Source organism: Bradyrhizobium sp. NC92 (assembly GCF_025200865.1).
Classification (GTDB): domain Bacteria; phylum Pseudomonadota; class Alphaproteobacteria; order Rhizobiales; family Xanthobacteraceae; genus Bradyrhizobium.
Genome location: NZ_CP104171.1, coordinates 378,935 through 404,355, shown reverse-complemented (window position 1 = coordinate 404,355; position 25,421 = coordinate 378,935). Strand labels below are relative to the sequence as shown.

Here is a 25,421-nt window from a genome sequence, read left to right as displayed (position 1 = left end):
CGCGCAGCGTCCTGGACTGCATCGAGCACGGCGCTACCATATTGCCCTATAAGGACGTTCCCCTTGACCAAGGGTAGGAGGTCCTACGGCAGCGTTCGTGCCGCTACACCACCGCCAGCTTGCGATCGATCACCAGCAGCACGCGCTCGAGCTCGTGGCCGCGGCGCAGGATCAGGCCGGTCGCCGAGATCACGCTGTACATGCCTTGCTTGCGCGCGAGGCGCGGGTCCTTCTCGATGCGGTAGATCGGCACTTCCGAGGCACGGCGATAGACCGAGAACACGGCGCGGTCCTTCAGGAAGTCGATGGCATAGTCGCGCCACTCGCCGTCGGCGACCATGCGACCGTAGAGATTGAGAATCCGGTGCAGCTCGAGCCGGTTGAAGGTCACCCGGTTCGGCGGCGCATGCGCCGCGGCGGGACGCGCCGCCGCGCGCTGCTCGCTCGGCTCGGCATCCTCCGACGTCAGACTCATGGGAAGCGCCTCCTCATCGCACGGCTATGACCCGGGTCCGCGAAGACCGTCCCCGGAACCGCGTTCATGACACTTGCATGATTGCGCCAACCGTTCCGCGCCGCAAGGGGCTCAACCGGTCGAATCGACAGTGCGTCTGGGCACACGCAAGGGTGGAACTCCGTCGCGGCAAACCGTCACGGGATCGTTAGCAGGAATCATAGTATCGCCGCTTTTCCGCCAACCGCCCGCCGCCCTGCATTGCGAAAAGACTGGTGTGCGTTGACCCGGTCCTTTCGGTTCCGGATTCCTCAGCCCCCAGCCCCCCGGGGTCGAACAGGATCGGGTCTGTACGCACGACAAGGAGGGCCAACGCAAGTTGGTCCTTTTTTGTTTGTGCCGCGATGTTTCCGGCCACTGTCATTCCGGGGCGCGCCTCTTGGCGCGAACCCGGAATGGCGAAGCATCAATTGCTGAGACGTTCTGCTTGCTTCAATGCAGCGACGTGTACGCCGCACCCAACATCGGGCCCGGTCGCTCGCGGCTGCCGTCCTGAACGTAGACCACCGCGCCGTCGACGCCATCGCGCGTGAGATTTTCGATCGGCACCGTCCAGCTCTCCGGACGGCCGGTCCAGTCGCCGACCTTGAGCAGGTTGCGCACCACATTGTGATAGGTGACCTGCTGTCCGCGGTTCTCGCCGCGGGTGATCGCGATCGGCACCGACTTGGCGATCGAGCAGATCCAGACCTCGCCATGCGAGACCGTGGGCTCCTTGCTCGCGGCCACCGACACGTTGATCTGCTTGCCCGAGAGCGACATCGTCACCGGCACGCTCATCACGCCGTTGCCCTTGTCGGTCTTGCCGATCGCGTTCTCGATGCCGGCGCGATCGCTGCCGATGACATGCGTGGAGCCGTTGACCACGACCTGTGGCGTGTAGACCTCGCGGTCGCCGCGCATGCGCGAATAGGCGCGCTGCCGTGCAGAGAAACGCGAATCCGCCAGCGTGTCCTTCCAGCCGAGATAGTCCCAATAATCGATCGGCATGCTCAGCGCGATGACCGAGGGATCCTTGGAGAGATCGCCGATGATCTGGTCGGCGGGCGGGCAGGAGGAGCAGCCCTGCGAGGTGAACAATTCGACGACGGCGCGGGGATCAGCCTCGGCAGGACGAATGACGGCGATGATCGCACATATGCCGAGAGCGCCCGACCAGAGCGCACCGGTCCAACGTGGAATCAGATGGGAAGCCGTCATTGTCGTCATGTCGAACGCCGCACACCGTTGCTCTCAGAGGGAAATCTTATCGCCGGATGGTCACCGTAGTCTTACGGGGCGCGGTACATTCATCCATCCGGGCCACCGTCCGAGGGGAGGTTTTCCGCCGGGCGGGCCCATCTGAAGCGTACCGCAAACGCGCGAAGGCGGCCTTTGATAGGCCGCCTTCGTTAAGGCTTCTACTCACTTCGCAGTGAGCCATCGTTCACAAATCCGCGCTTACGCCGCGAGCTTGCGCAGCACGTAGTGCAGGATGCCGCCGTTGCGGTAGTAGTCGAGCTCGTCCAGCGTATCGATGCGGCAGAGCAGCGAAACGCGCTGCAGCGAACCGTCGCCGGAGACGATCTCCGCGGTCAGCTTCTGGCGCGGCTTGAGGTCGCCGACGAGGCCACGCAGCGTGACCTTCTCGTCGCCCTTGAGGCCCAGCGACGACCAGGAGGTGCCTTCCTCGAAGGTCAGCGGCAGCACGCCCATGCCGACCAGGTTGGAGCGGTGGATGCGCTCGAAGCTCTGGCAGATCACGGCGCGCACGCCGAGCAGGCGCGTGCCCTTGGCGGCCCAGTCCCGCGAGGAGCCGTTGCCGTATTCGGCGCCGGCGAACACCACCAGCGGCACCTTCTCTTCCTGGTACTTCATCGCGGCGTCGTAGATCGACATCTGCTCGCCGTCGGGCCAGTGCTTCGTCAGGCCGCCCTCGGGGATGTTGCCATCGGCGCCCTTCAGCATGAAGTTCTTGATGCGGATGTTGGCGAAGGTGCCGCGCATCATCACTTCATGGTTGCCGCGGCGCGTGCCGTACTGATTGAAGTCGGCCGGACGCACCTGGTGCTCGCTGAGATATTTCCCGGCTGGCGAGGTGAGCTTGATCGAGCCGGCCGGCGAGATGTGGTCGGTCGTGATCTTGTCGCCGAACATGGCGAGGATGCGCGCCTCGACGATGTCGGTGACCGGCTCCGGCTCCTTCTTCATGCCATCGAAGTAAGGCGGGTTCTGCACATAGGTCGAGGACATGTTCCAGCGATAGGTCTCGCTTTCGACCGTCTTGATCTTGCGCCAGTTGGTGTCGCCCTTGAACACGTCGGCGTACTTCTTCTTGAAGATCGACGCGGTCACGAACTTCTTCATGAAGGCGTTGATCTCCTTGGTCGTCGGCCAGATGTCCTTCAGGTACACCGGCTTGCCGTCCTTACCCTCGCCGAGCGGCTCGGTGGCGAGATTCTTGGTGACGCTGCCGGCGAGCGCATAGGCGACCACCAGCGGCGGCGAGGCCAGGTAGTTCGCCTGCACGTCCGGCGAGACGCGGCCTTCGAAGTTGCGATTGCCGGAGAGCACGGCGGCCGCGACGACGCCGTTGTCGTTGATCGACTTCGAGATCTCCTCGGGCAGCGGACCGGAATTGCCGATGCAAGTGGTGCAGCCGAAGCCGACCAGATTGAAGCCGACCTTGTCGAGATCGGGCTGCAGACCGGAATTGGCGAGATATTCCGCGACGACCTGGCTGCCGGGGGCGAGCGAGGTCTTCACCCACGGCTTGGCCTTGAGGCCCTTCGCGGCCGCATTGCGCGCGAGCAGGCCGGCGCCGATCAGGACGCTCGGGTTCGACGTGTTGGTGCAGGAGGTGATCGCGGCGATCACGACGTCGCCATGGCCGATATCGAAGTTCTTGCCTTCGACCGGGAAGCGCTTGGCCGACTCCTCGGCCTTCTTGTACTCGCTGGCGAGCGCGAGCGAGAAGCCGTCCGCGACGGTGGGCAGCGCGATGCGGCCTTCGGGACGCTTCGGACCGGCCATCGACGGCACGACGTCGCCGAGATCCAGGGTCAGCGTCTCCGTGAACACGGGGTCGGGCGACTTGGCGGTGCGGAACAGGCCCTGCGCCTTGGCATAGGCTTGGACCAGCGCAACGCGGGCGGAGGCACGGCCGGAGGTCTTGAGGTAATCGAGCGCGGCGGCATCGACCGGGAAGAAGCCGCAGGTCGCGCCGTATTCGGGCGCCATGTTGGCGATCGTCGCCTTGTCGGCGACCGAGAGGTGGTCGAGGCCGGGGCCGAAGAACTCGACGAACTTGCCGACCACGCCGAGCTTGCGCAGCATCTGCGTCACCGTGAGCACGAGGTCGGTCGCGGTGACGCCTTCCTTCAGCGCGCCCTTCAGCTTGAAGCCGACGACATTGGGCAGCAGCATCGACAGCGGCTGGCCGAGCATGCAGGCTTCCGCCTCGATGCCGCCGACGCCCCAGCCGAGCACGGCAAGACCGTTGACCATGGTGGTGTGCGAATCCGTGCCGACCAGCGAATCGGGATAGGCGACCTCGAAGGTGCCGGTCTTCTTGCCGACCGTCATCTTCTCCTTCTTGGTCCAGACCGTCTGGGCCAGATATTCGAGGTTGACCTGGTGGCAGATGCCGGTGCCGGGCGGCACGACGGAGAAGTTCGAGAACGCCTTCTGGCCCCACTTCAGGAACTCGTAGCGCTCCTGGTTCTGCTTGTATTCCTCGGTGACGTTCTTGCCGAAGGCCTTGTTGTCGCCGAAGAAGTTCACGATCACGGAGTGGTCGATGACGAGATCGACCGGCACCAGCGGATTGATCTTCTCGGCATCGCCGCCGAGCTTCTGCATCGCGTTGCGCATCGCGGCGAGGTCGACCACCGCGGGCACGCCGGTGAAGTCCTGCATCAAGACGCGCGCCGGGCGGAAGGCGATCTCATGCTCCAGCGACTTCTTGCGCAGCCATTTCGACACCGCGACGATGTCTTCCTTCTTGACCGAGCGGCCGTCCTCGTTGCGCAGCAAATTCTCGAGCAGGACCTTCATCGAATAGGGAAGTTTGGAAATTCCCTTCAGACCATTCTTCTCGGCGGTAGGCAGGCTGTAATAGACATAGGTCTTGGCGCCGACCTTGAGGGTCTTTTTGCATTTGAAGCTGTCGAGCGAGGTCATGTAGGAGATCCCAATTGTTAGTTATACCCGGCAGGGTATTTTAACACCGTCAGCGTATCAGGCTGGGCCGCTTGCAGGGGCAGGTTGAGTTGCTGCATCAAGTAGTTCCGGGCTTATAGAAGCTTTCTAACCGCGCCGCCACAGCCACTATCGTGCTGCAGCAATCCGCGAGCCAAAAATTCCCATGCGCTACCCCAAGATTTCCTGAGGCCCGGCTGTGAGCGGATTGAACCAGGGCGACATGCAGCTGTCCAGTCACGGGCTGAGATGCGTGCGCGGCGGACGCGAGGTGTTCGCCGGGCTCGATTTCGCGGCCGTCTCGGGCGAGGCCGTCGCGGTCGTCGGCCGCAATGGATCGGGCAAGACCTCGCTGCTGCGGCTGATCGCGGGCCTGCTCGTTCCCGCAGGCGGGACGATCGCGCTGGACGGGGGCGATGGCGAGCTGACCCTGGCGGAGCAGTGCCACTATCTCGGCCATCGCGATGCCCTGAAGCCGGCGCTGAGCGTTGCCGAAAACCTGACGTTTTGGGCTGATTTTCTTGGAGGAGAGCGTTTCGATGCGGCTGACAGCCTCGCCAAGGTCGGCCTCGACCACGCCACCCATTTGCCCGCCGGATTCCTGTCCGCGGGACAGCGCCGCCGGCTCTCGCTGGCCCGGCTGCTGACCGTCCGCCGCCCGGTCTGGCTCTTGGACGAGCCGACCAACGCGCTGGACGTCGCCGGTCAGGACATGTTTTCCGGATTGATGCGGGAGCACCTGGCTGGCGGCGGCATGATCGTCGCGGCGACCCATTCGCCGCTCGGCGTCGATTCGCGAGAGCTGCGGATCGGGGGTGCGGCATGATTCCGATGCACCCTCAGCTTTCCGAGCGGCTGGGCGCCGTGCTCTCCCTACCCTCCCCCTGTGGGGTCCGAGGCCCCATGACCGCCCTCGCCGCCCTCATCCGCCGGGACATCCGCATCGCGCTCCGCGTCGGCGGCGGAGCCTTGATTGGCGTCTTGTTCTTTCTGACCGTGGTGGTGCTGATGCCGTTCGCGGTCGGGCCGGATCTGGCGCTGCTGTCGCGGCTGGGCCCGGCCATTCTCTGGCTTGGCGCGCTGCTGGCGAGCCTGCTGACCCTGGACCGGCTGTTCATGGCCGACCATGAGGACGGCTCGCTCGACCTGATCACGATGAGCCGGACGCCGTTGGAACTCGCTTGCGCCGCCAAGGCGCTGGCGCATTGGCTCGCCGCCGGCCTGCCGCTGATTGTCGCAACCCCCGTGCTCGGCCTGTTGCTCAACCTCGACATGGTCGCCACGGCGGCGGTGGCGCTGACGCTGCTGGCGGGCACCCCGGCCCTGACCTTCACCGGCATGATCGGCGCAGCGCTCGCGGTGACGCTGCATCGCGGCGGGCTGTTGATGGCCGTCCTGGTGCTGCCGCTGTCGATTCCCGTGCTGATTTTCGGCGTTGCGGCCTCTCAGGCGGTGATCGTCGGTCCCATGACCTTCGGCGCGCCGTTCTCGATCTTGTGCGCGCTGTCGCTGGTCAGCCTCGTGATCGGCCCGTTCGCGGCGGCGGCGAGCCTGCGCCATGGTCTCGATTGAGATCGGTCGGACCAACCTTGACCCCGATCAACTTTCGCCACGGGCTTTCGTGCTGATTGCCTGAGCGGCCCCCGGTGATTATCAGGATACCATGACGCTGATCGACCTCGCCAACCCCACGCGGTTCCTCGCGCTGACAGCGCGGGTGTTGCCGTGGCTGGCGGCCGCGACAATCATCCTGCTCACGATCGGTCTTTATCAGGCCGCCTACGCGCCGGACGACTATCAGCAGGGCGCGACCGTGAAGATCATGTTCATCCACGTGCCCAATGCCTGGCTGTCGATGTTCGTGTGGGGCGTGATGAGCATCGCATCATTGGGCACGCTGGTGTGGCGGCATCCGCTCGCCGACGTCGCCGCCAAGGCCGCAGCGCCCATCGGCGCCGCCTTCACCTTCCTCGCGCTGCTCACGGGCTCGCTGTGGGGTCGGCCGATGTGGGGCACCTATTGGGAATGGGACGCGCGGCTGACCTCGGTGCTGATCCTGTTCCTGATGTATCTCGGCCTGATGGCGCTGTGGCGCGCGGTCGACGATCCCTCGCGCGCGGCGCGCGCCGCTGCGGTGCTGACGCTGGTCGGCGCGATCAACTTGCCGATCATCAAGTTCTCGGTCGATTGGTGGAACACGCTGCACCAGCCCGCCTCGGTGATGCGCATGGGCGGCTCGGCGCTGGACAAATCGTTCCTGATTCCGCTGCTGGTGATGGCGATCGCCTTCACGCTGCTGTTCGTCACGCTGCACCTGGCCGCGATGCGCAACGAGATTTTGCGCCGCCGTGTCCGCTCGCTGCAGATGATGCAGGCGAGTCGCATCGCGTTTTCGAGCGAGGTGGCATCCGGCTCGCGTGAAGACAATGCGTCAAAAGAAGCTGGGGCTGCATGACGATGTCGCTCGGTCCCTACGCCTCCTTCATCGTGACCTCTTATGCCGCTGCCGCCCTCGTGATCGTGATCCTGATCGGCTGGGTCATACTCGATTATCGCAGCCAGACGCAGCGCCTGCGCGAGCTGGAGCAGCGCGGCATCACCCGTCGGTCGGGCCGCAGCGCGACGGAGCCGCGATGAGCGATCAACCTGCCTCCGCTCCGCCGCAGCGCCGCACCTTCCTGGTGGTGCTGCCGCTGATCGCCTTCATCGGCCTTGCGCTTCTGTTCTGGTTCCGGCTCGGCAGCGGCGATCCCTCGCGGATTCCCTCCGCGCTGATCGGCCGCCCCGCGCCGCAGACCGTGCTGCCGCCGATCGAGGGGTTGCAGGACAACGGCACGCAGGTGCCGGGGCTCGATCCCGCCGCCTTCAAGGGCAAGGTCAGCCTCGTCAATGTCTGGGCGTCCTGGTGCGTGCCGTGCCACGACGAAGCGCCGCTCCTGACCGAGCTCGCCAAGGACAAGCGCTTCCAGCTCGTCGGCATCAACTACAAGGACGCCGCCGACAATGCGCGGCGCTTCCTCGGCCGCCACGGCAACCCGTTCGGCCATGTCGGCGTGGACGCCAACGGCCGCGCCTCGATCGAATGGGGCGTCTACGGCGTGCCGGAGACTTTCGTCGTCGGGCGCGAGGGCACCATCGTCTTTAAGCTGGTCGGTCCGATCACGCCGGACAATCTGCGGACGGTGTTGATGCCGCAGATGGAGAAGGCGCTGAAGGGGTCTTAGCCAAGACCCTCATTGCGAGGAGCCCCGCGACAAAATTGCGAAGCAATTTTGCGCTGGTGCGACGAAGCAATCCAGAGTCCCTCCGCACAGACATTCTGGATTGCTTCGCTTCGCTCGCAATGACGAGCGGAGAGACCGTTACCCCTTGCTCACATCGCCCGCCTCGGCCTCGCTTCTTTCCAGCGAGACCGGCGCGAGGTGATAGCGCTTGGTCAGCGGCATCTGGGCGATGGCGAAGATCATCGTGATCGGGGTGACGCCGAACACCTTGAAGTTCACCCAGAAATCCGTGCTCTGGGTGCGCCAGACGATCTCGTTCAGCACCGCCATGCCGGCGAAGAACAGCGCCCAGCGCAAGGTGAGGATGCGCCAGCCCTGCGGGGTCAGGTTGAACACCTGATCGAACATCACGGCGATGAAGGAGCGGCCGAACAACAGGCCGCCGCCGAGGATCGCGGCGAACAGGCCGTAGATGATGGTCGGCTTGACCTTGATGAAGGTCTCATCATGCAGCACCAGCGTCAGGGTGCCGAACACCAGCACGATCACACCCGTGACGATCGCCATGATCGGGATGTGGCGCGTCACCATGTAGGAGGCGGCCATCGCCGCCACGATCGCGACCATGAAGGCGCCGGTCGCGGCGAACAGATTGAACTTCGCGTTGACGAAGAAGAATACGAGCAGCGGACCGAGCTCGGTCGCGAGCTTGAACAGCGGATGCGGCTGGGTCTTGTCCATTCTCTCTTCCGTCTCTCCCATCCTTCGAGACGACCGCTTCGCGGTCTCCTCAGGATGAGGACCTCTTATGTGGCACGACCTCATCCTGAGGAGCCGCGCAAGCGGCGTCTCGAAGGATGAAGCTATTCGATTCCGGCGATGGCGCGGGCGAAGTCGCGCGCGGTGAAGGGCGCGAGATCGTCGACGCCTTCGCCGACGCCGATGAAGTGCACCGGCAGCTTGAATTTCTCGGCGAGCGCCACCAGGATGCCGCCGCGCGCGGTGCCGTCGAGCTTGGTCATCACGAGGCCGGTGACCCCGGCGGTGCGATGGAAGGCCTCGACCTGCGACAGCGCATTCTGGCCGACGGTCGCATCCAGCACCAGCAGCACGGCATGCGGCGCAGTGTCATCCACCTTGCGGATCACGCGCACGACTTTCTCGAGCTCGTTCATCAGCTCGGCCTTGTTCTGTAAGCGGCCGGCAGTGTCAATCAGCAGCACGTCGATGCCCTGCTCCTTCGCCGCGGTGAGCGCGTTGAAGGCAAGGCTCGCCGAATCCGAGCCCTGCGCGCCCGCGATGACCGGCGTCTTGGTCCGCTCGCCCCAGACCTTGAGCTGCTCGATGGCCGCGGCGCGAAACGTATCGCCGGCGGCCAGCATCACCTTGCGGCCTTCGGAGGCGAATTTCTGCGAGAGCTTTCCGATGGTGGTGGTCTTGCCGGAGCCGTTGACGCCGACGACGAGAATGACGAACGGTTTTTTGGCCGCATCGATCACGAGCGGCTTTGCCACCGGCGACAGCACCTTCTCGACCTCGGTCGCGACGACGTCCTTGACCTCGTCCGCCGAGATCGCCTTGTCGTAGCGCCCCGTGCCGACCGCGTCCGCGATCCGCACCGCGACGGAGGTGCCGAGGTCGGCGCGCAGCAGCACGTCCTCGATGTCGTCGAGCATGGCGCGGTCGAGCTTGCGCTTGGTGACGAGGTCGGCGACCGCGGTCCCGAGCGAGGACGAGGTGCGCTTCAGCCCGTTGGACAGGCGGCGCCACCAGCTCAGCTTGGGGGGATCTGACGTGGTATCGTTCATGATGGCGTGTTAGCCGTTCCGGCCCGTAAACGAAAGCCTTGACCGAAAGTCCTGCAATTGCTCGATGTTCCCCAATTGACCGCCGATGAGATCCTGGCCCGCGTGCTCCATCGCGACGGGCTGATGCTGGTCATCGACAAGCCGGCCGGCCTGCCGGTGCATCGCGGCCCCAAGGGTGGCCCCAATCTGGAGGATTCCTTCGACGCGCTGCGTTTCGGCCTGCCGCGGCCGCCGGTGCTGGCCCACCGGCTGGACAAGGATACCTCGGGTTGCCTCGTGCTCGGCCGCCACCGCAAGGCGACGGCATCGCTGGGCCTTTTGTTCAAGCACGGCAAGATCGGCAAGACCTACTGGACCGTGGTCGAAGGCGGCCCTGCTGAAGATGAGGGCATCATCGACATGCCGCTCGGCCGGCTCAATGCCGAACGCGGCTGGTGGCAGAAGCCGGATCCCGACGGCCAGAAGGCCATCACCAACTGGAAGGTGTTGGGTCGGGGCGACGGTTTCGCCTGGCTTGCCATGGAACCCGTCACCGGCCGCACCCATCAATTGCGCGTGCATTCGTCGGCGACCGGATGGCCGATCTTCGGCGACAACATTTACGGCAACGGCCCGCGCTTCGGCGAGCCGCGCCTGCACCTGCATTCGCGCGAGATCGTGGTGCCGATCTCCCGGAACAAGGAGCCGATCCGCGTGGTGGCGCCGGCCCCGCCGCACATGCATGAGAAGCTCCGGGCCTGCGGGTGGAATGGGGAATAGGTGTCGACCCTCATGGTGAGGAGGCGCGCTAGCGCCGTCTCGATCCATGAAAGGCCCGCATCTCGCCCGCGGCCAAATCCTTCGAGACGCCCGCTTTGCGGGCTCCTCAGGATGAGGAGCGGAGCCGTGCCCGGCTACCGCGCCATGGTTTACGAAACGTTCAGGGCTCACCTCTAATGATAACGGTTGCTTAGAAAAAGCTTCCGTAACCGCTCAGGACGAGCCGCGCGTGATGACCAAGGCCGGGCTATCGATCATCGACGAGGTCGAATCCGCACTTCGGATCGGCTCGCCGGAAAAGGGCCTGGCGACGGCGCGGCGCGTCACCGAGCTGTTCCTCTCCTCCGCCGGCAATTTCGACGACGAGCAGATCGCGCTGTTCGACGAGGTGCTCGAGCGCCTGATCGGCACGATCGAGCTGCGCGCCATCGCCGATGTGGCAGCACGCGTCGCCCTGGCCGAGATCAGCGCTCAGCTGGCGCCGATCGCGCAGGCGCCGCCGTCGGTGATCCGCCGCCTCGCCAACAATGACGAGATCCGCATCGCCGGCCCCGTGCTGCAGGAATCCGCGCGGCTCGACGACGGCGAGCTGGTGAAGATCGCCTCCAGCAAGGGCGAGCCGCATCTGCTCGCGGTCGCCGGCCGCTGGTGGCTGAAGGAGATCGTCACCGACGCGCTGCTGGCGCGCCGCTATCCCAGCGTCAGCCGGCGGCTCGCCGCCAATCCCGGCGCGCGCGTCTCCGGAAAAGGGTTTGCCATCATCGTCGGCCAGGCCGAAAGCGATCCGGAGCTCGCGGTCGGCGTCGGCGTCCGCGTCGATCTGCCATCGGAGCTGCGCCGCCAATTGCTGCGCTCGGCGACCGATGCCGTACGCACCCGCCTGCTGTCGCGCGCACCGCCGCATCTGTTCGAGGAAATCCAGGGCGCGATCGCCGCCGTCACCGTCGGCGTCGAGCGCGAGATGTCCAGCGTCCGCGATTTCGAAGGTGCCAAGCGCGCGATCGGGTATCTCAAGGCGAGCGGGCAGCTCAACGAGGCGACATTGCTCGGCTTCGCCAGACAGCGGCGCTATGAGGAGACGGTGGCGGCCCTGGCGGCATTGTCCGGATCGACCGTCGAGGTGATTCGTCCGCTGATGCAGAGTCTGCGCGAGGACGGTCTGCTGGTGCCGTGCAAGGCCGCGCAGCTGAGCTGGGACACGACCATGGCCGTGCTCGAATGCCGTTTCGCGACAGGCGCGATGAAGCCGGCGGACGTCGCCAGGGCGCAGGGACATTATGCGAGAATGACGGCGGAGAATGCCAAGCGCACGCTGCGATTCTGGCAGGTGCGGGCGCTGTAGGTTTTCCCTCTCCTTTGTGGGAGAAGGGAAAAGAGCGGCTATGCGGTAAGCCGCTCGCCATCAACGCCGGCAATCAATCGTGGCACGATGCTTCCAACCTGCTCGCCCACGACAGCCACCGGCAGATAATGCTCCGTGCGGCCCTGCCCCGCGCTCTCGATCAGCACCTCGCGCGTTGCGCCGATCTCGGCTTGCAGGCGCTGCCGCAAGGCCGCTTCACCGGCCGCCCGCAGCCTTTTTGCGCGGTCCTTGATCACTGGCCCCGCCACCTGCGGCATCCGTGCGGCCGGCGTGCCGGGCCGCGGGGAATAGGGGAAGACGTGCAGGAAGGTCAGGCCGCATTCTTCGACCAGATCGAGCGAGCGCGAGAACATGTCCTCGGTCTCGGTCGGGAAGCCCGCGATGATGTCGGCGCCGAAGACGACATCGGGGCGCAGGCGGCGCACCTGCTCGCAGAACGCGATGGCGTCGTGCCGCGAGTGCCGCCGCTTCATGCGCTTCAGGATCATGTCGTCGCCTGACTGCAGCGACAGATGCAGATGCGGCATCAGCCGCGCATCCTCAGCGATGGCGTCGAGCAAATCGTCATCCGCCTCGATCGAATCGATCGAGGAGATGCGCAGGCGCTTGAGCTCGGGCACATGGCGCAGGATCTGCTTGGTCAGCATGCCGAGCTTGGGCACGCCGGGCAGGTCCGCGCCGTAGCTGGTGAGATCGACGCCGGTCAGCACGATCTCGGCATGCCCGCGTTCGACCAGGGTGCGCACTTGATCGACCACCGCGCCCATCGGCACCGAGCGCGAATTGCCGCGGCCGAACGGAATGATGCAGAAGGTGCAGCGATGGTCGCAGCCGTTCTGCACCTGCACGAACACGCGCGGCAGGCCGCTCGCATAGCCGTCGACGAGATGCGGCGCCATCTCCTTGACCGCCATGATGTCGCTGACGGCGATCTTCTCGTTGGCACCGATGTCGAATGCATCGCGTGCCTCCCGCCACGCTTCGCCGCGCATCTTGTCATCATTGCCGACGACGCGATCGACTTCGGCCATATCGGCAAACATCGCAGCCTGCGTCTGCGCCGCGCAGCCGGTGACCACGATGCGCGCCTCGGGGCGCTCGCGCTTCAGCTTGCGGATCGACTGCCGCGCCTGCGCCACCGCCTCGTTGGTGACGGCGCAGCTGTTGATGACGATTGTGTCGGAAAGCCCTGCGGCTTCCGCTTTGCCGCGGATCACCTCGGCCTCGAAGGCGTTGAGGCGGCAGCCGAAGGTGACGATGTCGACGGCCATCAGGCGACCGACGCGAACAGCGCCGGATCGAAGGTGCCCTCATATTCGAAGGTCGCGGTGCCCGTCATCAGCACGTGGTCGTCGCGCTCGCGCCATTCGATGCCGAGCTTGCCGCCGGGCAGCGTGATCTCGACCTTGCGCTCAGCACGCTTCAGCCGCGCGGCGGCGACCGCCGTGGCACAGGCAGCCGACCCGCAGGCCTTGGTCAGGCCGGCGCCGCGCTCCCAGGTGCGAATCGTGATGTGCTCGCGATCGACGATGTGAGCGAGCGTGATGTTGGCGCGCTCGGGGAAGATCGGATGGTTTTCCAAGAGCGGACCGAAGCGGCCGAGATCGTAGGCGTTGACGTCCTCGACCCAGAACACGGCGTGCGGATTGCCCATGCTCACCGCCGAGGGCGAATGCAGGATCGGATTGTCGATCGGCCCGATCTGCAATTCGATGTAGCGGGTATCGCGAAACTCTTCCGCCAGCGGAATGTCCTGCCAGCCGAATTTCGGCGCGCCCATGTCAACAGTGTAGAGATCGGGCGCCGGCCCCTGCCAGGCATTGAGCAGGCCGGCGGCCGTCTCGAAGGTCGCGGTGGTCTGGCCGGTCTTCTCGAAGACGCGGCGCACGACGCAGCGCATGCCGTTGCCGCAGGCGCCGGCCTCCGAGCCGTCATTGTTGTAGATGCTGATGAAGGCCTCGGTGCCGTCGAGCCGCGGCCTCGAGAGCACCATGAGCTGGTCGTAGGCCACGCCGCCCTGCGCGGACGCCACGGCGCGGGCGTCGTCGGGGGTGATCTTAGCCGTCGAATCGCGCAAGTCGACAACGACGATCTCGTTGCCGATGCCGTTCATCTTGGCAAATGCGTGGTTGGCCAGCGCGCTCATGAAAATTCCCGAATTTCGCCTGCCTTATATGGCGATCCTTGCCGGCTTGGCCAGTGATTTGCCGCCGGACCGGGACATGGGCCAAGGTGACTGCCATGACGCATCTGTCATGGGACGAATTCGGCGCTCGCGTGTTAGAACGGCGCGGTTCGCGCGAACCGGGACGCGCGGCCGGGTTAAGGCCTTGGTGGGTAAGGCCTTGATGAATTCAGGCCCCGACGAAGCGGGGCCTTGGGGAGAACAGTATGACCAGTTTTCGTCGCCTCGCTTTGGCTGCGCTGATCCCGGCTGCGGCCTTGTCGCTTGGGCTGTCAGGGGCTCTGGCGCAGACGCCGAGCCCCGCACCGGCGGCCTCCGCGAGCCCTTCGCCCGCGCCGTCGGCAGCACCCGCCCCGGCCGCAAGCGCTTCGCCTGCCCCGGCGGCGAGCCCGTCGCCGGCGGCCAGCGCCTCGCCGTCCCCGACGGCGACGCCGTCGCCCGCCGCCAGCGCTTCACCCAGCCCGACGGCCCCGCCCCGGGCGCCGCCGCGACGCCTGCCCCGGTGCAGACCGCCGATCCCTTCGGCCTCGAGACCACGCTCGAGTCCAAGAAGGTCGTGATGGTCAAGGGCACCGCCAATTGGGACTCGGCCTTCGACACGCTGATCGATGCCTTCAAGGCGCTGAACACGCTGCTGGACAAGCAGGGCATCAAGCCGTCAGGCAATTCGATGATCGTCTACACCTCGACCGACGACACCGGCTTCACCTTCCTCGCCGAGATCCCGGTCGAGCAGGACCCGAAGAACCTGCCCAAGGACATGAGCGTCGGCAAATCGCCTGAAGGCAAGGCGCTGAAATTCGTCCATCGCGGCTCCTACGACAACATGGACAACACCTATGAGGCGATCACCAACCACCTCGACGACAAGAGGCTGGAAGCCAAGGACACCTTCATCGAGGAGTACCTCACCGATCCGCTCAAGACCGCTGAGGACAAGCTCGTGATCAACGTTTTCGTACCGCTGAAGTGAGACTGATGAAAAAGCCTGCCCTACTCGCCGCCGTTCTTGCCACCACGCTGCTGGCCATGCCGGCGCGCGCCGACGATTTTCCCTCCGCGATCTCGGTGAGCGGCGAAGCCTCGGTGTCCGCGGCGCCCGATCTCGCGCAGATCGATGCCGGTGTCGCCAGCGACGCCAAGACGGCGAAGGAAGCCTCCGATGCCAACAACGCGGCGATGGGAAAGGTGCTGCTGGCGCTGAAGAGCGCAGGCATCGCCGAGAAGGATTACCAGACCTCGCGGCTGTCGCTGCAGCCGCAATACGGTCAGAACAAATCCACCGGGGCATCGCCCGTGGTCGGCTTCCGCGCCAGCAACCGTGTCACCGTGAAGATCCGCGACGTGACCAAGGTGGCCGGCATCATCGACACGCTGGTCAGCGCCGGCGCCAACGACATCGGCAATATCTCGTTCGAGGTGACGCAGGCATCGAAGCTGCTCGACGATGCGCGCGAGCAGGCGGTGACCGACGCGCGCCGCAAGGCCGAGATCTACGCCAAGGCCACCGGCGTTACGTTGGGCGCGCCGCTCAGCGTCACCGAGGGCGGCGGCCCGGTGCCGCTGTTCAAGGGCCGCATGGCGACAGCTCCGATGGCGGCGCCTGCGGCCGTTGCACCGGGCGAGGAAACGCTGACGGTGACGGTGAATGTGAGCTGGGCGATCAAGGCGGGGCAGTAGCCTCTTTCGTAAGAGGCACGGCGCAACACCTGATCAATCATTCACGCTGATATCAGTAAAAAGGAACCCCGCCGGCGTCTTGGTAAAGACGAAGATGAGTTCGCCGCAGAAGACGAAGTAACTGTCGTTCTTATAGTCATCGCGATCGTAGACGGCCTTGCCGCGCTGGATACACGCGCGATTTTTCGCGGTGAACGAGGTCCGATAGGTCTTGGCTGCAAATTGCGCGGCGTCGCGAATTGCGTTGTCGTTCATGAACGGTAATCGTGTCATAGCGGCGACGGCGGCGGGATCGTTTGCCTTCAGCGCCGCGCGAAACTTCTCGATGAAGCCATCGAATTCCTTCTGCAAGGCAGGAGAAGCAACGGCATTCTTCGCCTGGGCGACGGCTGGAGCAAGGCTCACGAGAGCGGTTGCAAGCGCAATTCTCAGCAAAAATCCCACAGGCCGGCTCCATCCATTGATCAATCAAGGTCTTCCGACCGAAAGAAATCCATGGTGTTTTGTTGCGTCATGGGCCTTCTGGTTCAACGGCGCAGTGCCGCACGAACTTGTCGCCATGGGAGCAAAGCGGAGATTGCTTTCGTCGCATCACCCCGCCGGGGTTATGGATACACGACCTAAATCTCCACCACCTGCCCCGGCATCATCGCCACGAACCGCTCCTGCGGGATCTTCGCCGCATCCAGCGCGTCCACCAGCGCCTTGGCCGGCGCGTCGATTGCTTCGTCCGTCAGCTGGAACGTGCCGTGGTGATGCCCGAGCGCTTGCTCGGCGCCGCAATCGGCCAGCGCCCTCACGGCATCTTCCGGGTTCATGTGCTGGTCGCGCATGAACCAGCGCGGCTCGTAGGCACCGATCGGGAGGATCGCCAGGCGCAGCTTGCCGTGCTTCTCGGCGACGCGGCGGAAATGCCGGCCATCGCCGTAGCCGGAATCGCAGACCACGTAGATCTTCCCGGCCGGCGTCTCCAGGACAAAGCTCGCCCACAGCGCCTTGTTGCGGTCGAACAGGCCGCGCGCGGTCCAGTGCCGGGTCGGCACCAGATGCACCGCGACGCCTTCGCCGAGCTCGACCCGGTCGTGCCAGTCGAACGCTTCCGCCTTGATGGTGGGATCGGTGCTGCGCATCGTGACGTCGTTGCCGAGCGGGGTGACGATGCGCGGGGCGAAATTCTTGGTGAGCCGCGACAGCGTCGCGATGTCGAGATGGTCGTAGTGGCCGTGCGAGACCAGCACGACGTCGATCTTCGGCAGCTTCTCGAAGGCGATGCCTGGGTCGTTGTGCCGCTTCGGCCCGGCCCAGGCGACCGGCGAGACTCGCTCCGACCAGACCGGATCGACCAGGATGTTGAGGCCGCCGACCTGGATCAGCCAGCTGGCGTGGCCGACGAAGGAGAGCCGCACCTTATCGCCATCGACACGCGCCGGCGGGGTGTCGGCATGGGGGCTGGGCACCCAATCCGGCCAGGTCGCCCGCCGCCGCTTGCCGCTGAACTGCCAGCGCAGCACCTCGCGCAGCGATTTCGGCGGCGATCCGTCCGGATCGAAGAAGGTCAGGCCGTCGAAATGGTCGGAGGCGGGACCGTCATAGGTTTTCATGCGGGACATCCAGAGCGAGGGGACGCCGACCAGCGCGCCGGCTCCGGCAAGCAATCTGAAAAGGCGGCGGCGGGTGATCGGCACGGCGGGCTTCTAGGAATGGTCGGAAGGGTAAGACATCACCGCCTATATGGGCGGGGCTGGCGGAAAAGGAACCCGCGACAAAAGGATCACGTTTTCAAAACCTTGCCTTACCAAGGGCGAGCCGGCACCCTAACTTTCCTTGACTTTTGAGCGGGAGCGGCGTTTAACCCCGCCACTTTCTCGGAAAGGCTTTCTTTTCGACCCGCCGACCGGCCTTAGGACCGGAGGTCAACGCCCGACAGCGCTGTGCGCCCTCGGGCGCAAAGGTGTTTGGACTTACTTCTCCCTCGCCCCGCTCTTGCGGGGAGAGGGTCGGGGTGAGGGGCTCTCTCCGCGCATGGTGCGCGTCGATGGTCCCGACCCCCTCACCCGCCGCGAAGAGCGCGGCGACCTCTCCCCGCGGGCGGGGAGAGGTAAAAGAGGACAACGGCATTGTTCGACAATCTGTCGGAACGGCTTGGTGGCATTCTCGATCGTCTGACGGGGCGCGGTGCGCTGACCGAAAAGGACGTCGACGCCGCGATGCGCGAGGTGCGCCGCGCGCTGCTGGAGGCCGACGTCGCGCTCGAAGTGGTGCGCAGCTTCACCGAGCGCGTGCGTGAACAGGCGATCGGCGCCACCGTCGTCAAGTCGGTCACCCCCGGCCAGATGGTGGTCAAGATCGTCCATGACGAGCTGGTCAACACGCTCGGCAGCGAAGGCCAGACCATCGACGTCAATTCCGTGCCGCCGGTGCCGATCATGATGGTCGGCCTGCAAGGCTCCGGTAAGACCACCACCACCGCAAAGCTCGCCCGCCGCCTGGTCCAGCGCGACAAGCGCAAGGTGCTGATGGCCTCGCTCGACGTCTACCGTCCGGCGGCGATGGAGCAGCTGGCCGTGCTCGGCCGCGACCTCGACATTCCGACGCTGCCGATCGTGGCCGGCCAGCAGCCGCCGCAAATTGCAAAACGCGCGCTGGAAGCCGGCAAGCTCGGCGGCTACGACATCGTGCTGCTCGACACCGCCGGCCGCACCACGCTCGACGAAGAGATGATGGCGGAGGCGGCTGCGATCAAAGCGGCGGCCAACCCGCACGAAGTGCTGCTGGTCGCCGACAGCCTCACCGGCCAGGACGCAGTGAATCTGGCGCGCTCGTTCGATCAGCGCGTCGGTCTCACCGGCATCGTGCTCACACGCGTTGACGGCGACGGCCGCGGCGGCGCCGCGCTGTCGATGCGCGCGGTCACCGGCAAGCCGATCAAGCTGATCGGCACCGGTGAAAAGACCGACGCGCTGGAAGATTTCCACCCCGACCGTATCGCCGGCCGCATCCTCGGCATGGGCGACGTGGTCTCGCTGGTCGAGCGCGCCGCCGCCAACATCGACGCCGAGAAGGCCGCGCGCACCGCCGAGCGCATGCGCAAGGGCCAGTTCGACCTCAACGACATGCGCGAGCAGCTGCTGCAGATGGCCAATATGGGCGGCATCAGCGGACTGATGGGCATGATGCCCGGCATCTCCAAGATGAAGAACCAGATCGCGGCGGCGGGCATCGACGACAAGATTCTGAAGCGCCAGGTCGCGATCATCGATTCCATGACGCGCGATGAACGCCGTCATCCGGACCTTCTGAAAGCCAGCCGCAAGAAGCGCATCGCGGCCGGCAGCGGCCAGAGCGTCGAACACGTCAACAAGCTTTTGAAGATGCACCGGAACATGGCCGATATGATGAAGGCCATGGGTTCGGGCAAGCGCGGCCCGCTCGCCGGCATCGCGCAGGCGATGGGCTTCGGCGGCGGCATGAAGATGCCCTCGCCCGAAGAGATGAAGGCGCTGCAGGAGAAGATGCAAGGCGCGGGCGGCGGACAAGGCCTGCCGAATCTGCCGAAGGATCTGCCGGCCGGGCTTCGCCAGGGCCTGCCGAATGTGCCGGGGCTCACGGGCCTCAGCAACAAGCCGACCCTTCCCGGGCTCGGCGGCTTCCCCGGACTGGGGAAGAAGAAGTGACTTCGCCCGTCATTGCGAGCGCAGCGAAGCAATCCAGACTTTCTCCGCGGATGCTTCCTGGATTGTTTCGCTGCGCTCGCAATGACGAACCAAACCGACCTTTGAATTAACAACTACTCAGGAGACCAACATGTCCGTCGTTATCCGCCTCGCCCGTGCAGGCACCAAGAAGCGTCCCGTCTATCACGTCGTCGTCGCCGATTCGCGCTTTCCCCGCGATGGCCGCTTCATCGAGCGTCTCGGCTATTTCAATCCGCTGCTGCCGAAGGACAACGAGACCCGCCTCAAGCTCGACATGGACAAGGTGAAGGCCTGGCTCGCCAAGGGCGCGCAGCCGTCCGATCGCGTCGCGCGTTTCCTCGACGCCGCCGGCGTCGCGAAGCGCGAAGCGCGCAACAACCCGCAGAAGGCCGTGCCGCGCAAGGAGCGCAAGGCGCAGGCCGAAGCCGCCGCCAAGGCGTAAGGCTGGATCATGTCGGCGCTGGTCTGCGTCGCGCGGATCGGCGCCGCGCATGGTGTGCGCGGTGCGGTCAAGCTGTGGACCTTCACCGAGGATCCCTTCGCCGTCCGCCGCTACGGTCCGCTGTCGACCAAGGACGGCAGGCGCCAGTTCGAGATCGCGCAGGTGCGCGAGGCCAGGGATCATCTGGTCGCGACATTCAAGGGTGTCGCGACCCGCGATGAGGCCGAGCGCCTCAACGGCATCGAGCTCTATGTCGCGCGCGACAAACTGCCCGCGACGGACGAGGACGAATATTACCACACCGATCTGATCGGGCTCGCCGCCGTCACCATTGATGGCGACGCGCTCGGCCGCGTGCTCGCGATCCACAATTTCGGCGCCGGCGACATCATCGAGATCGCGCCGCTCAAGGGCCCGACCATGCTGCTGCCGTTCTCCAACGCGGTGGTGCCGGAGGTCAACCTCAAGGGCGGCCGCGTCGTGATCGCGCTGCCGCAGGAGATCGAGGGCGAGGAGCCTGGCAATACTCCCTCCGCGAGTCGTCCCCGCGAAGGCGGGGACCCATAACCACGACGCGTAGTTTTTGGCTAAGCTGGCAGTTCCAGCCATCGCAACACGGGTTGCGGTGGTTATGGGTCCCGGGCTCGCGCTTCGCGCGCCCCGGGACGACGAGATCGGGATGCAATGACCAACCCCTCACCCTGGCGCGCGACGGTGCTGACGCTGTTTCCGGAGATGTTTCCGGGGCCGCTCGGCGTGAGCCTCGCCGGCCGGGCGCTCGCGTCCGGGCTCTGGCAGATCGAGGCGCGGGACATCCGGGCCTCCGCGACCGACCGCCACCGCAGCGTCGACGATACCCCTGCCGGCGGCGGCCCGGGCATGGTGCTGCGGGCGGACGTTTTGGCGGCGGCGATCGATGCCGCCGAGATCGGGCAGGACCCCTCAAAAGCGCGGCCACGCCTCCTCATGAGCCCCCGGGGTCGGCCATTGACCCAGGCCCGCGTCACCGAGCTCGTCCGGAGCCCCGGCCCCCTGATCGTCTGCGGGCGGTTCGAGGGGGTGGACCAGCGGGTGATCGACGCCCGGGGCCTGGAGGAGGTCTCGATCGGCGATTACGTGCTGTCCGGGGGCGAAATCGCAGCCATGGCCCTGATCGACGCCTGCGTCCGGCTGCTGCCGGGGGTGATGGGCAAGGAAGCCTCGGGAACCGAGGAAAGCTTTTCGGACGGCCTGCTGGAGTACCCACAATACACCCGCCCGCAGCTGTTCGAGGGGGTTCCGATCCCTGCCATCCTCACCTCCGGCGACCACGCCAAGGTGGCGGCGTGGCGGCGGACCGAATCCGAGGCCCTGACCGCCGCCCGGCGTCCGGATTTGTGTGAAAAGGCCGCGAATCGGGGGAGCGGCCAAAAAACGCCAAAAAACAAGACAGACGGGTGACAAACGCTCCGGCTTGCCTTATAGGAGCGGCCAAATCCGCAATGGCTGGATAGACGAATTTCACGCAGCCCCCGTTTCTTAAAGGCTGGGCGCGCCGATGGAGATTTACCCATGAACCTGATCAAGCAGCTCGAGCAGGAGCAATTCGACAAGCTGTCCGCCGGCAAGGACATCCCGGAATTCGCCCCCGGCGACACCGTGATCGTCAACGTGAAGGTCGTCGAAGGCGACCGCACCCGCGTGCAGGCCTATGAGGGCGTCTGCATCGGCCGTTCCGGCGGTGGCCTCAACGAGAGCTTCACCGTGCGCAAGATCTCCTATGGCGAGGGCGTCGAGCGCGTGTTTCCGCTGCTCTCCCCGATGATCGACTCGATCAAGGTGGTGCGCCGCGGCAAGGTGCGTCGTGCCAAGCTCTATTACCTCCGCAACCTTCGCGGCAAGTCGGCCCGCATCGTCGAGAAGCAGGACCGCGCTGCTGCCGTCGGCGAGTAAGCTTCGTCACCAGGCAAGTCTTTCGAAAGCGCGGGGCTCGGCTCCGCGCTTTTTTGTTTTGGGCTCCGGGCGCCCTTCCCGACCTCGTCATTGCGAGCGCGACGAAGCAATCCAGAATCTTTCCGCGGAGACAGTCTGGATTGCTTCGTCGCAAGGGCTCCTCGCAATGACGATGCAGCTAACTCTCGCGCTTTAACTTCCGCGTGCTATATAGCTTCTAGAATGTTTCCAGATCCGACCAGCTTCGCACCCGTCCGGCGCATCGTCATCGACGATCGCTCGCGGCTGCCTGGCCGGTTCTTCGGACGCTTCGCGACCTCGGCAACGTCAGAGCTTAGCCGCGCAGCCTAAAAAGCTGCGCTGACGATTTTGTTGCCCGCGCGCTCTGCCGCGCTCATCGCTGACACACATTCTTCGGAGCTCGAGCTCATGTCCAAGCCGACCACCCTGTACGACAAGATCTGGAACGACCATCTGGTGCACGAAGCCGAGGACGGCACCTGCCTGCTCTACATCGATCGCCATCTGGTGCACGAGGTGACCTCGCCGCAGGCGTTCGAAGGCCTGCGCGCAACGGGGCGCAAGGTCCACGCGCCCGAGAAGACGCTCGCCGTCGTCGATCACAACGTGCCGACCACCGACCGCACCAAGCCGAATCCCGATCCCGAAAGCATCGAGCAGATCAAGGCGCTGGCCGAGAATGCCAGGGAATTCGGCATCGAATATTACAACGAGTTCGACAAGCGTCAGGGCATCGTCCACGTCATCGGCCCCGAGCAGGGCTTTACGCTGCCCGGCACCACCATCGTCTGCGGTGACAGCCACACCTCGACGCATGGCGCGTTCGGCGCGCTCGCGCACGGCATCGGCACCAGCGAGGTCGAGCACGTGCTGGCGACGCAGACGCTGATCCAGAAGAAGGCCAAGAACATGCGTGTCACCGTCGACGGCAAACTGCCGGAGGGCGTGACGGGCAAGGATATCATTCTGGCCATCATCGGCGAGATCGGCACCGCCGGCGGCACCGGCTACGTGCTGGAATACGCCGGCGAAGCGATTCGCGCGCTCTCGATGGAAGGCCGCATGACGGTCTGCAACATGTCGATCGAAGGCGGCGCCCGCGCCGGCCTGGTTGCGCCCGACCAGAAGGCGTTCGACTTCCTGCGCGGCCGCGCCAAGGCGCCGAAGGGCGCGGACTGGGACGCGGCGATGCGCTACTGGGAGAAGCTGCGCTCCGACGACGGCGCGCATTTCGACCACGAGCTGCGCCTCGATGCGGCAAAGCTGCCGCCGATCGTGACCTGGGGCACCAGCCCTGAGGACGTCATCTCGGTCACCGGCATCGTGCCCGATCCCGACAAGATCGCGGACGAGGCCAAGCGCATCTCCAAGCATCGCGCGCTGAAGTACATGGGCCTGACCGCAGGCACGAAGATCACCGACATCAAGCTCGACCGCGTCTTCATCGGCTCCTGCACCAACGGCCGCATCGAGGATTTGCGTGCGGCAGCGAAGATCGCGGAAGGCAAGACCGTGTCGGCGAACGTCAACGCCATGGTCGTGCCGGGCTCCGGCATCGTGAAGGAGCAGGCCGAGGCCGAGGGTCTCGACAAGATCTTCATCAAGGCCGGCTTCGAATGGCGCGAGCCGGGCTGCTCGATGTGCCTTGCCATGAACCCGGACAAGCTGAAGCCGGAAGAGCGCTGCGCCTCGACCTCGAATCGCAATTTCGAGGGCCGCCAGGGTTTCAAGGGCCGCACCCATCTGGTGTCGCCGGCGATGGCGGCCGCGGCGGCGATCGCAGGTCACTTCGTCGACGTCAGGGACTGGCGCTAAGCTACTTCCTGCAATTGTAGCGATCGCGGCAAAGCGTCGTTAATCGGCGGCGCCGACAGTGTCCTCGCGACGGTTTCGCGAGGACACGTCATGGCCAACAAGCCGGAATATGTCGATCTCATCAGCGAAGCGACGCGCCAGCACCGCCGGCGCGCGGCGCCATTGCGCATCGTCGCCAAGCCGGAGGTCGAGGAGACCTCCAAGCTGAGCCGCTGGCCACCGGCGATGTTCAAGCAATGGAAGATCGAGACGTTGATGCGGTGGAAGGCTTCGTCGTGGAAGCTGAAGGACTGGCTCTAACAAGTCTCTCCGTCATGGCCGGGCGTGTCCCGGCCATGACGCTGCTCGAATAGCTCACATCACCAATAATACCGGTACGGATAGTGCCAGCGGGGCCAGCGGCAGACCCGGCGCGGGCCGTAATAGGTCCAGATGATCCGGCAGCGGCGCGGATAGTGGTAGTAGGGATAATAGCCACCATAATAGTGGCGCCGGTGGAAGTGGCGATAGCCGTAATGGGGGCGATAGCCCCAGTGCCGGTGATGGCCGCCGTAGTGACGGAATCCGCCGTAACGAATGCCGCCGCCGTGCAAGGCCGGCGCGGCGCGGAAGCCGCCGCCATGAAAGCCACCGCCGCGGAAACCGCCGATATGTCCGCCGCCACCGCGGAAACCTCCGCCGTGAAAATGCCCGCCGCCACCATGTCCGCCGTGCCCGCCATGGCGAACCTGCGTGACGAGATCGTCGGTTGCGGCCTTCGTTACCGGCGAGGTCGCCGGATTGATCAAGGTGAGCGCTTCAGCGCGACGCGCGGTGCCGGCCGACAGCATCAGCGTCGCGGCGGCCGCAAGCCCAAGCAGGCGCATCGGGCTGGCCCGACGACCCAATATCATCAGCATGAAATCCTCCCTGAACCCGGACGGCAGAGCTGCGACGTCTCGGCCGCGCCATTGCTGTTCAATTGCAGTCGCTCCAGGGATTAAGTTGCGGACAGCGATGTGAACGCGCCATGAATGAACGACACGCGGCGCCGCGATGCCGTGCCTCGCACGATCACAAAGCCGGCGGTCCAAGGCGGCGCCTTACCAGAAGGGCCCGTAGCTGAAGACGAACGGCGCCGGCACGCCGTAGGGATAGGGACGATAGTAGACAGGGCGCGCGTAGTAGCGCGGATCGCGGCGTACGGCAGGCCGCGCCATGTCATATGTCCGCGCGTGTCGTCGCACATCGAAAACCGCGATCCCTGCCGACGCCTCCGGGATCGTCGCCCTTGGCGCGGCGGACGCGCAAGGCAGTCCGGCGGCAAGCGCGGCGGCAATTGCTAATGCGATCCATCTCGCCATCATGGCCCTCACGAGGCCACCGCGAAGCTCGCTGGCGCGGGCATCGACGGTCAGCCCCGGCGCCAGTAGCAGCTCACGCGCGGCACGATCACCGTACCGCTCGGCCGGTACTCCTGCACATAGGTGGCGTTGCAGACGCGGACCGCGTCGGGGCCGGGATTGTAGCGGGGATAGACGCCATCCGGGCTGTAATAGGGCGTGACGCGCAGACGCGCTGGAGGCCGCTTGCGCGGCGGGGGGACATCGTCCGGCGAGACCAATTGGACCATCCGGAGTCCGGAACTGGCTGTCTGCGCCTCGGCACCGACGCAAAACTGCGAAAACAACCCCATGCACAGTAGAGTCAGCGCTGTTTTCGCTCGCATTTTTCCGCCCACCTGAAACGTCCCATTGACCGCCCCACGCTCCCCGTTTTGGCGGCGCCCGTCAACCTCGCCGCTTATAAAGCCAGATGCATCGCC

Annotated in this window: 27 protein-coding genes and 1 pseudogene; 16 read left to right on the top strand and 12 right to left on the bottom strand. The window is 65.4% G+C overall.

Features of this window, described 5'->3' with window-relative positions; translation table 11 throughout:
• Nucleotides 1-103 precede the first annotated feature (103 nt).
• The 3 genes from N2602_RS01940 to acnA all read right to left on the bottom strand — a co-directional run bounded on the left by N2602_RS01940 (nucleotide 104) and on the right by acnA (nucleotide 4,675).
• Nucleotides 104-475, bottom strand: a complete 372-nt coding sequence (locus N2602_RS01940; RefSeq protein WP_172788847.1) for a DUF2794 domain-containing protein — start codon at nucleotides 473-475, stop codon at nucleotides 104-106.
• Between the two features lie 471 nt (nucleotides 476-946).
• On the bottom strand, nucleotides 947-1,723 hold the full coding sequence (locus N2602_RS01935) for a thioredoxin family protein (protein WP_260381585.1): 777 nt from the start codon (nucleotides 1,721-1,723) through the stop codon (nucleotides 947-949).
• A gap of 231 nt (nucleotides 1,724-1,954) precedes the next feature.
• Nucleotides 1,955-4,675 (bottom strand): aconitate hydratase AcnA, encoded by a 2,721-nt coding sequence (acnA, locus tag N2602_RS01930; protein ID WP_260381584.1) that lies wholly within the window; start codon nucleotides 4,673-4,675, stop codon nucleotides 1,955-1,957.
• A 241-nt stretch (nucleotides 4,676-4,916) separates the two neighbouring features.
• On the opposite strand from acnA, the gene ccmA reads away from it, so the two are divergent.
• The 5 genes from ccmA to N2602_RS01905 all read left to right on the top strand — a co-directional run bounded on the left by ccmA (nucleotide 4,917) and on the right by N2602_RS01905 (nucleotide 7,917).
• The gene (gene ccmA / locus N2602_RS01925; RefSeq protein WP_260383822.1) at nucleotides 4,917-5,519 is read left to right on the top strand and encodes a heme ABC exporter ATP-binding protein CcmA; all 603 of its coding nucleotides are present in this window, start codon (nucleotides 4,917-4,919) and stop codon (nucleotides 5,517-5,519) included.
• A gap of 77 nt (nucleotides 5,520-5,596) precedes the next feature.
• Nucleotides 5,597-6,265 (top strand): heme exporter protein CcmB, encoded by a 669-nt coding sequence (gene ccmB / locus N2602_RS01920; protein ID WP_172789706.1) that lies wholly within the window; start codon nucleotides 5,597-5,599, stop codon nucleotides 6,263-6,265.
• 91 nt (nucleotides 6,266-6,356) lie between these two features.
• Nucleotides 6,357-7,148, top strand: coding sequence for a heme ABC transporter permease (locus N2602_RS01915; RefSeq protein WP_172789707.1), 792 nt, complete (start codon nucleotides 6,357-6,359; stop codon nucleotides 7,146-7,148).
• Nucleotides 7,145-7,330, top strand: a complete 186-nt coding sequence (gene ccmD, locus N2602_RS01910; protein ID WP_172789708.1) for a heme exporter protein CcmD — start codon at nucleotides 7,145-7,147, stop codon at nucleotides 7,328-7,330. Before N2602_RS01915 ends, ccmD begins: the two co-directional genes overlap by 4 nt.
• On the top strand, nucleotides 7,327-7,917 hold the full coding sequence (locus N2602_RS01905; RefSeq protein ID WP_260381583.1) for a DsbE family thiol:disulfide interchange protein: 591 nt from the start codon (nucleotides 7,327-7,329) through the stop codon (nucleotides 7,915-7,917). The genes ccmD and N2602_RS01905 overlap by 4 nt, the downstream gene beginning before the upstream one ends.
• 138 nt (nucleotides 7,918-8,055) lie before the next feature.
• On the opposite strand, the gene N2602_RS01900 is transcribed toward N2602_RS01905, so the two are convergent.
• Together N2602_RS01900 and ftsY are read right to left on the bottom strand one after the other, a co-directional pair.
• Nucleotides 8,056-8,658, bottom strand: a complete 603-nt coding sequence (locus tag N2602_RS01900) for a septation protein A (RefSeq protein ID WP_172789710.1) — start codon at nucleotides 8,656-8,658, stop codon at nucleotides 8,056-8,058.
• A gap of 122 nt (nucleotides 8,659-8,780) precedes the next feature.
• Nucleotides 8,781-9,725: a signal recognition particle-docking protein FtsY gene (gene ftsY / locus N2602_RS01895; protein ID WP_260381582.1), complete on the bottom strand. Its 945-nt coding sequence runs from the start codon at nucleotides 9,723-9,725 to the stop codon at nucleotides 8,781-8,783.
• A gap of 57 nt (nucleotides 9,726-9,782) precedes the next feature.
• Between ftsY and N2602_RS01890 the strand changes: the two genes are divergently transcribed.
• Together N2602_RS01890 and N2602_RS01885 are read left to right on the top strand one after the other, a co-directional pair.
• The gene (locus tag N2602_RS01890; RefSeq protein WP_172789712.1) at nucleotides 9,783-10,484 is read left to right on the top strand and encodes an RluA family pseudouridine synthase; all 702 of its coding nucleotides are present in this window, start codon (nucleotides 9,783-9,785) and stop codon (nucleotides 10,482-10,484) included.
• A 232-nt stretch (nucleotides 10,485-10,716) separates the two neighbouring features.
• Nucleotides 10,717-11,826 carry a DUF2336 domain-containing protein gene (locus tag N2602_RS01885; RefSeq protein ID WP_260383821.1) on the top strand — a complete coding sequence of 370 codons (1,110 nt, stop codon included), beginning with the start codon at nucleotides 10,717-10,719 and terminating at the stop codon, nucleotides 11,824-11,826.
• Nucleotides 11,827-11,864: 38 nt separating this feature from the next.
• Here the strand turns inward: N2602_RS01885 and mtaB are convergent, their stop codons facing one another.
• Both mtaB and dapF read right to left on the bottom strand, forming a co-directional pair.
• Nucleotides 11,865-13,118, bottom strand: a complete 1,254-nt coding sequence (mtaB, locus tag N2602_RS01880; RefSeq protein WP_260381581.1) for a tRNA (N(6)-L-threonylcarbamoyladenosine(37)-C(2))-methylthiotransferase MtaB — start codon at nucleotides 13,116-13,118, stop codon at nucleotides 11,865-11,867.
• A complete protein-coding gene (gene dapF, locus N2602_RS01875) occupies nucleotides 13,118-13,993 on the bottom strand; it encodes a diaminopimelate epimerase (RefSeq protein ID WP_260381580.1) in 876 nt (291 codons plus the stop codon). The genes mtaB and dapF overlap by 1 nt, the downstream gene beginning before the upstream one ends.
• A 245-nt stretch (nucleotides 13,994-14,238) precedes the next feature.
• Between dapF and N2602_RS01870 the strand changes: the two are divergent.
• Both N2602_RS01870 and N2602_RS01865 read left to right on the top strand, forming a co-directional pair.
• Nucleotides 14,239-15,005 (top strand): annotated as a pseudogene (locus N2602_RS01870) (GyrI-like domain-containing protein).
• A 5-nt stretch (nucleotides 15,006-15,010) separates the two neighbouring features.
• Nucleotides 15,011-15,712: an SIMPL domain-containing protein gene (locus N2602_RS01865; RefSeq protein WP_260381579.1), complete on the top strand. Its 702-nt coding sequence runs from the start codon at nucleotides 15,011-15,013 to the stop codon at nucleotides 15,710-15,712.
• A 33-nt stretch (nucleotides 15,713-15,745) separates the two neighbouring features.
• Here the strand turns inward: N2602_RS01865 and N2602_RS01860 are convergent, their stop codons facing one another.
• Complete coding sequence (locus tag N2602_RS01860; protein ID WP_260381578.1) at nucleotides 15,746-16,156, bottom strand: hypothetical protein; 411 nt, start codon at nucleotides 16,154-16,156, stop codon at nucleotides 15,746-15,748.
• Nucleotides 16,157-16,332: 176 nt separating this feature from the next.
• Complete coding sequence (locus N2602_RS01855; protein WP_260381577.1) at nucleotides 16,333-17,397, bottom strand: MBL fold metallo-hydrolase; 1,065 nt, start codon at nucleotides 17,395-17,397, stop codon at nucleotides 16,333-16,335.
• Nucleotides 17,398-17,829: 432 nt separating this feature from the next.
• On the opposite strand from N2602_RS01855, the gene ffh reads away from it, so the two are divergent.
• The 7 genes from ffh to N2602_RS01820 all read left to right on the top strand — a co-directional run bounded on the left by ffh (nucleotide 17,830) and on the right by N2602_RS01820 (nucleotide 23,917).
• A complete protein-coding gene (ffh, locus tag N2602_RS01850) occupies nucleotides 17,830-19,386 on the top strand; it encodes a signal recognition particle protein (RefSeq protein ID WP_260381576.1) in 1,557 nt (518 codons plus the stop codon).
• 130 nt (nucleotides 19,387-19,516) lie between these two features.
• Nucleotides 19,517-19,849 (top strand): 30S ribosomal protein S16, encoded by a 333-nt coding sequence (gene rpsP / locus N2602_RS01845; RefSeq protein ID WP_172789386.1) that lies wholly within the window; start codon nucleotides 19,517-19,519, stop codon nucleotides 19,847-19,849.
• A gap of 9 nt (nucleotides 19,850-19,858) precedes the next feature.
• Nucleotides 19,859-20,416, top strand: a complete 558-nt coding sequence (rimM, locus tag N2602_RS01840) for a ribosome maturation factor RimM (protein WP_260381575.1) — start codon at nucleotides 19,859-19,861, stop codon at nucleotides 20,414-20,416.
• 117 nt (nucleotides 20,417-20,533) lie between these two features.
• Nucleotides 20,534-21,289 (top strand): tRNA (guanosine(37)-N1)-methyltransferase TrmD, encoded by a 756-nt coding sequence (gene trmD, locus N2602_RS01835; RefSeq protein WP_260381574.1) that lies wholly within the window; start codon nucleotides 20,534-20,536, stop codon nucleotides 21,287-21,289.
• A gap of 111 nt (nucleotides 21,290-21,400) precedes the next feature.
• A complete protein-coding gene (gene rplS / locus N2602_RS01830; protein ID WP_036008895.1) occupies nucleotides 21,401-21,781 on the top strand; it encodes a 50S ribosomal protein L19 in 381 nt (126 codons plus the stop codon).
• 429 nt (nucleotides 21,782-22,210) lie between these two features.
• Nucleotides 22,211-23,617 carry a 3-isopropylmalate dehydratase large subunit gene (leuC, locus tag N2602_RS01825; protein ID WP_260381573.1) on the top strand — a complete coding sequence of 469 codons (1,407 nt, stop codon included), beginning with the start codon at nucleotides 22,211-22,213 and terminating at the stop codon, nucleotides 23,615-23,617.
• Between the two features lie 90 nt (nucleotides 23,618-23,707).
• Entirely contained in the window at nucleotides 23,708-23,917 is a 210-nt protein-coding gene (locus N2602_RS01820) for a hypothetical protein (protein ID WP_260381572.1), read from the top strand.
• A 59-nt stretch (nucleotides 23,918-23,976) separates the two neighbouring features.
• Here the strand turns inward: N2602_RS01820 and N2602_RS01815 are convergent, their stop codons facing one another.
• From N2602_RS01815 to N2602_RS01805, 3 genes are all read right to left on the bottom strand, one after another.
• Nucleotides 23,977-24,516, bottom strand: a complete 540-nt coding sequence (locus N2602_RS01815) for a hypothetical protein (RefSeq protein ID WP_260381571.1) — start codon at nucleotides 24,514-24,516, stop codon at nucleotides 23,977-23,979.
• Nucleotides 24,517-24,699: 183 nt separating this feature from the next.
• Nucleotides 24,700-24,960 (bottom strand): hypothetical protein, encoded by a 261-nt coding sequence (locus tag N2602_RS01810; RefSeq protein WP_172789381.1) that lies wholly within the window; start codon nucleotides 24,958-24,960, stop codon nucleotides 24,700-24,702.
• A 50-nt stretch (nucleotides 24,961-25,010) separates the two neighbouring features.
• A complete protein-coding gene (locus N2602_RS01805; RefSeq protein ID WP_260383820.1) occupies nucleotides 25,011-25,292 on the bottom strand; it encodes a hypothetical protein in 282 nt (93 codons plus the stop codon).
• Nucleotides 25,293-25,421 lie beyond the last annotated feature (129 nt).

Coding starts and splice junctions, on each gene's coding strand:
- N2602_RS01940 (WP_172788847.1), bottom strand. CDS start 475: ATGAGTCTGACGTCGGAGGATGCCGAGCCGAGCGAGCAGCGCGCGGCG.
- N2602_RS01935 (WP_260381585.1), bottom strand. CDS start 1,723: ATGACGACAATGACGGCTTCCCATCTGATTCCACGTTGGACCGGTGCG.
- acnA (WP_260381584.1), bottom strand. CDS start 4,675: ATGACCTCGCTCGACAGCTTCAAATGCAAAAAGACCCTCAAGGTCGGC.
- ccmA (WP_260383822.1), top strand. CDS start 4,917: ATGCAGCTGTCCAGTCACGGGCTGAGATGCGTGCGCGGCGGACGCGAG.
- ccmB (WP_172789706.1), top strand. CDS start 5,597: ATGACCGCCCTCGCCGCCCTCATCCGCCGGGACATCCGCATCGCGCTC.
- N2602_RS01915 (WP_172789707.1), top strand. CDS start 6,357: ATGACGCTGATCGACCTCGCCAACCCCACGCGGTTCCTCGCGCTGACA.
- ccmD (WP_172789708.1), top strand. CDS start 7,145: ATGACGATGTCGCTCGGTCCCTACGCCTCCTTCATCGTGACCTCTTAT.
- N2602_RS01905 (WP_260381583.1), top strand. CDS start 7,327: ATGAGCGATCAACCTGCCTCCGCTCCGCCGCAGCGCCGCACCTTCCTG.
- N2602_RS01900 (WP_172789710.1), bottom strand. CDS start 8,658: ATGGACAAGACCCAGCCGCATCCGCTGTTCAAGCTCGCGACCGAGCTC.
- ftsY (WP_260381582.1), bottom strand. CDS start 9,725: ATGAACGATACCACGTCAGATCCCCCCAAGCTGAGCTGGTGGCGCCGC.
- N2602_RS01885 (WP_260383821.1), top strand. CDS start 10,717: ATGACCAAGGCCGGGCTATCGATCATCGACGAGGTCGAATCCGCACTT.
- mtaB (WP_260381581.1), bottom strand. CDS start 13,118: ATGGCCGTCGACATCGTCACCTTCGGCTGCCGCCTCAACGCCTTCGAG.
- dapF (WP_260381580.1), bottom strand. CDS start 13,993: ATGAGCGCGCTGGCCAACCACGCATTTGCCAAGATGAACGGCATCGGC.
- N2602_RS01865 (WP_260381579.1), top strand. CDS start 15,011: ATGAAAAAGCCTGCCCTACTCGCCGCCGTTCTTGCCACCACGCTGCTG.
- rpsP (WP_172789386.1), top strand. CDS start 19,517: ATGTCCGTCGTTATCCGCCTCGCCCGTGCAGGCACCAAGAAGCGTCCC.
- rimM (WP_260381575.1), top strand. CDS start 19,859: ATGTCGGCGCTGGTCTGCGTCGCGCGGATCGGCGCCGCGCATGGTGTG.
- trmD (WP_260381574.1), top strand. CDS start 20,534: ATGACCAACCCCTCACCCTGGCGCGCGACGGTGCTGACGCTGTTTCCG.
- rplS (WP_036008895.1), top strand. CDS start 21,401: ATGAACCTGATCAAGCAGCTCGAGCAGGAGCAATTCGACAAGCTGTCC.
- leuC (WP_260381573.1), top strand. CDS start 22,211: ATGTCCAAGCCGACCACCCTGTACGACAAGATCTGGAACGACCATCTG.
- N2602_RS01820 (WP_260381572.1), top strand. CDS start 23,708: ATGGCCAACAAGCCGGAATATGTCGATCTCATCAGCGAAGCGACGCGC.
- N2602_RS01815 (WP_260381571.1), bottom strand. CDS start 24,516: ATGCTGATGATATTGGGTCGTCGGGCCAGCCCGATGCGCCTGCTTGGG.
- N2602_RS01810 (WP_172789381.1), bottom strand. CDS start 24,960: ATGGCGAGATGGATCGCATTAGCAATTGCCGCCGCGCTTGCCGCCGGA.
- N2602_RS01805 (WP_260383820.1), bottom strand. CDS start 25,292: ATGGGGTTGTTTTCGCAGTTTTGCGTCGGTGCCGAGGCGCAGACAGCC.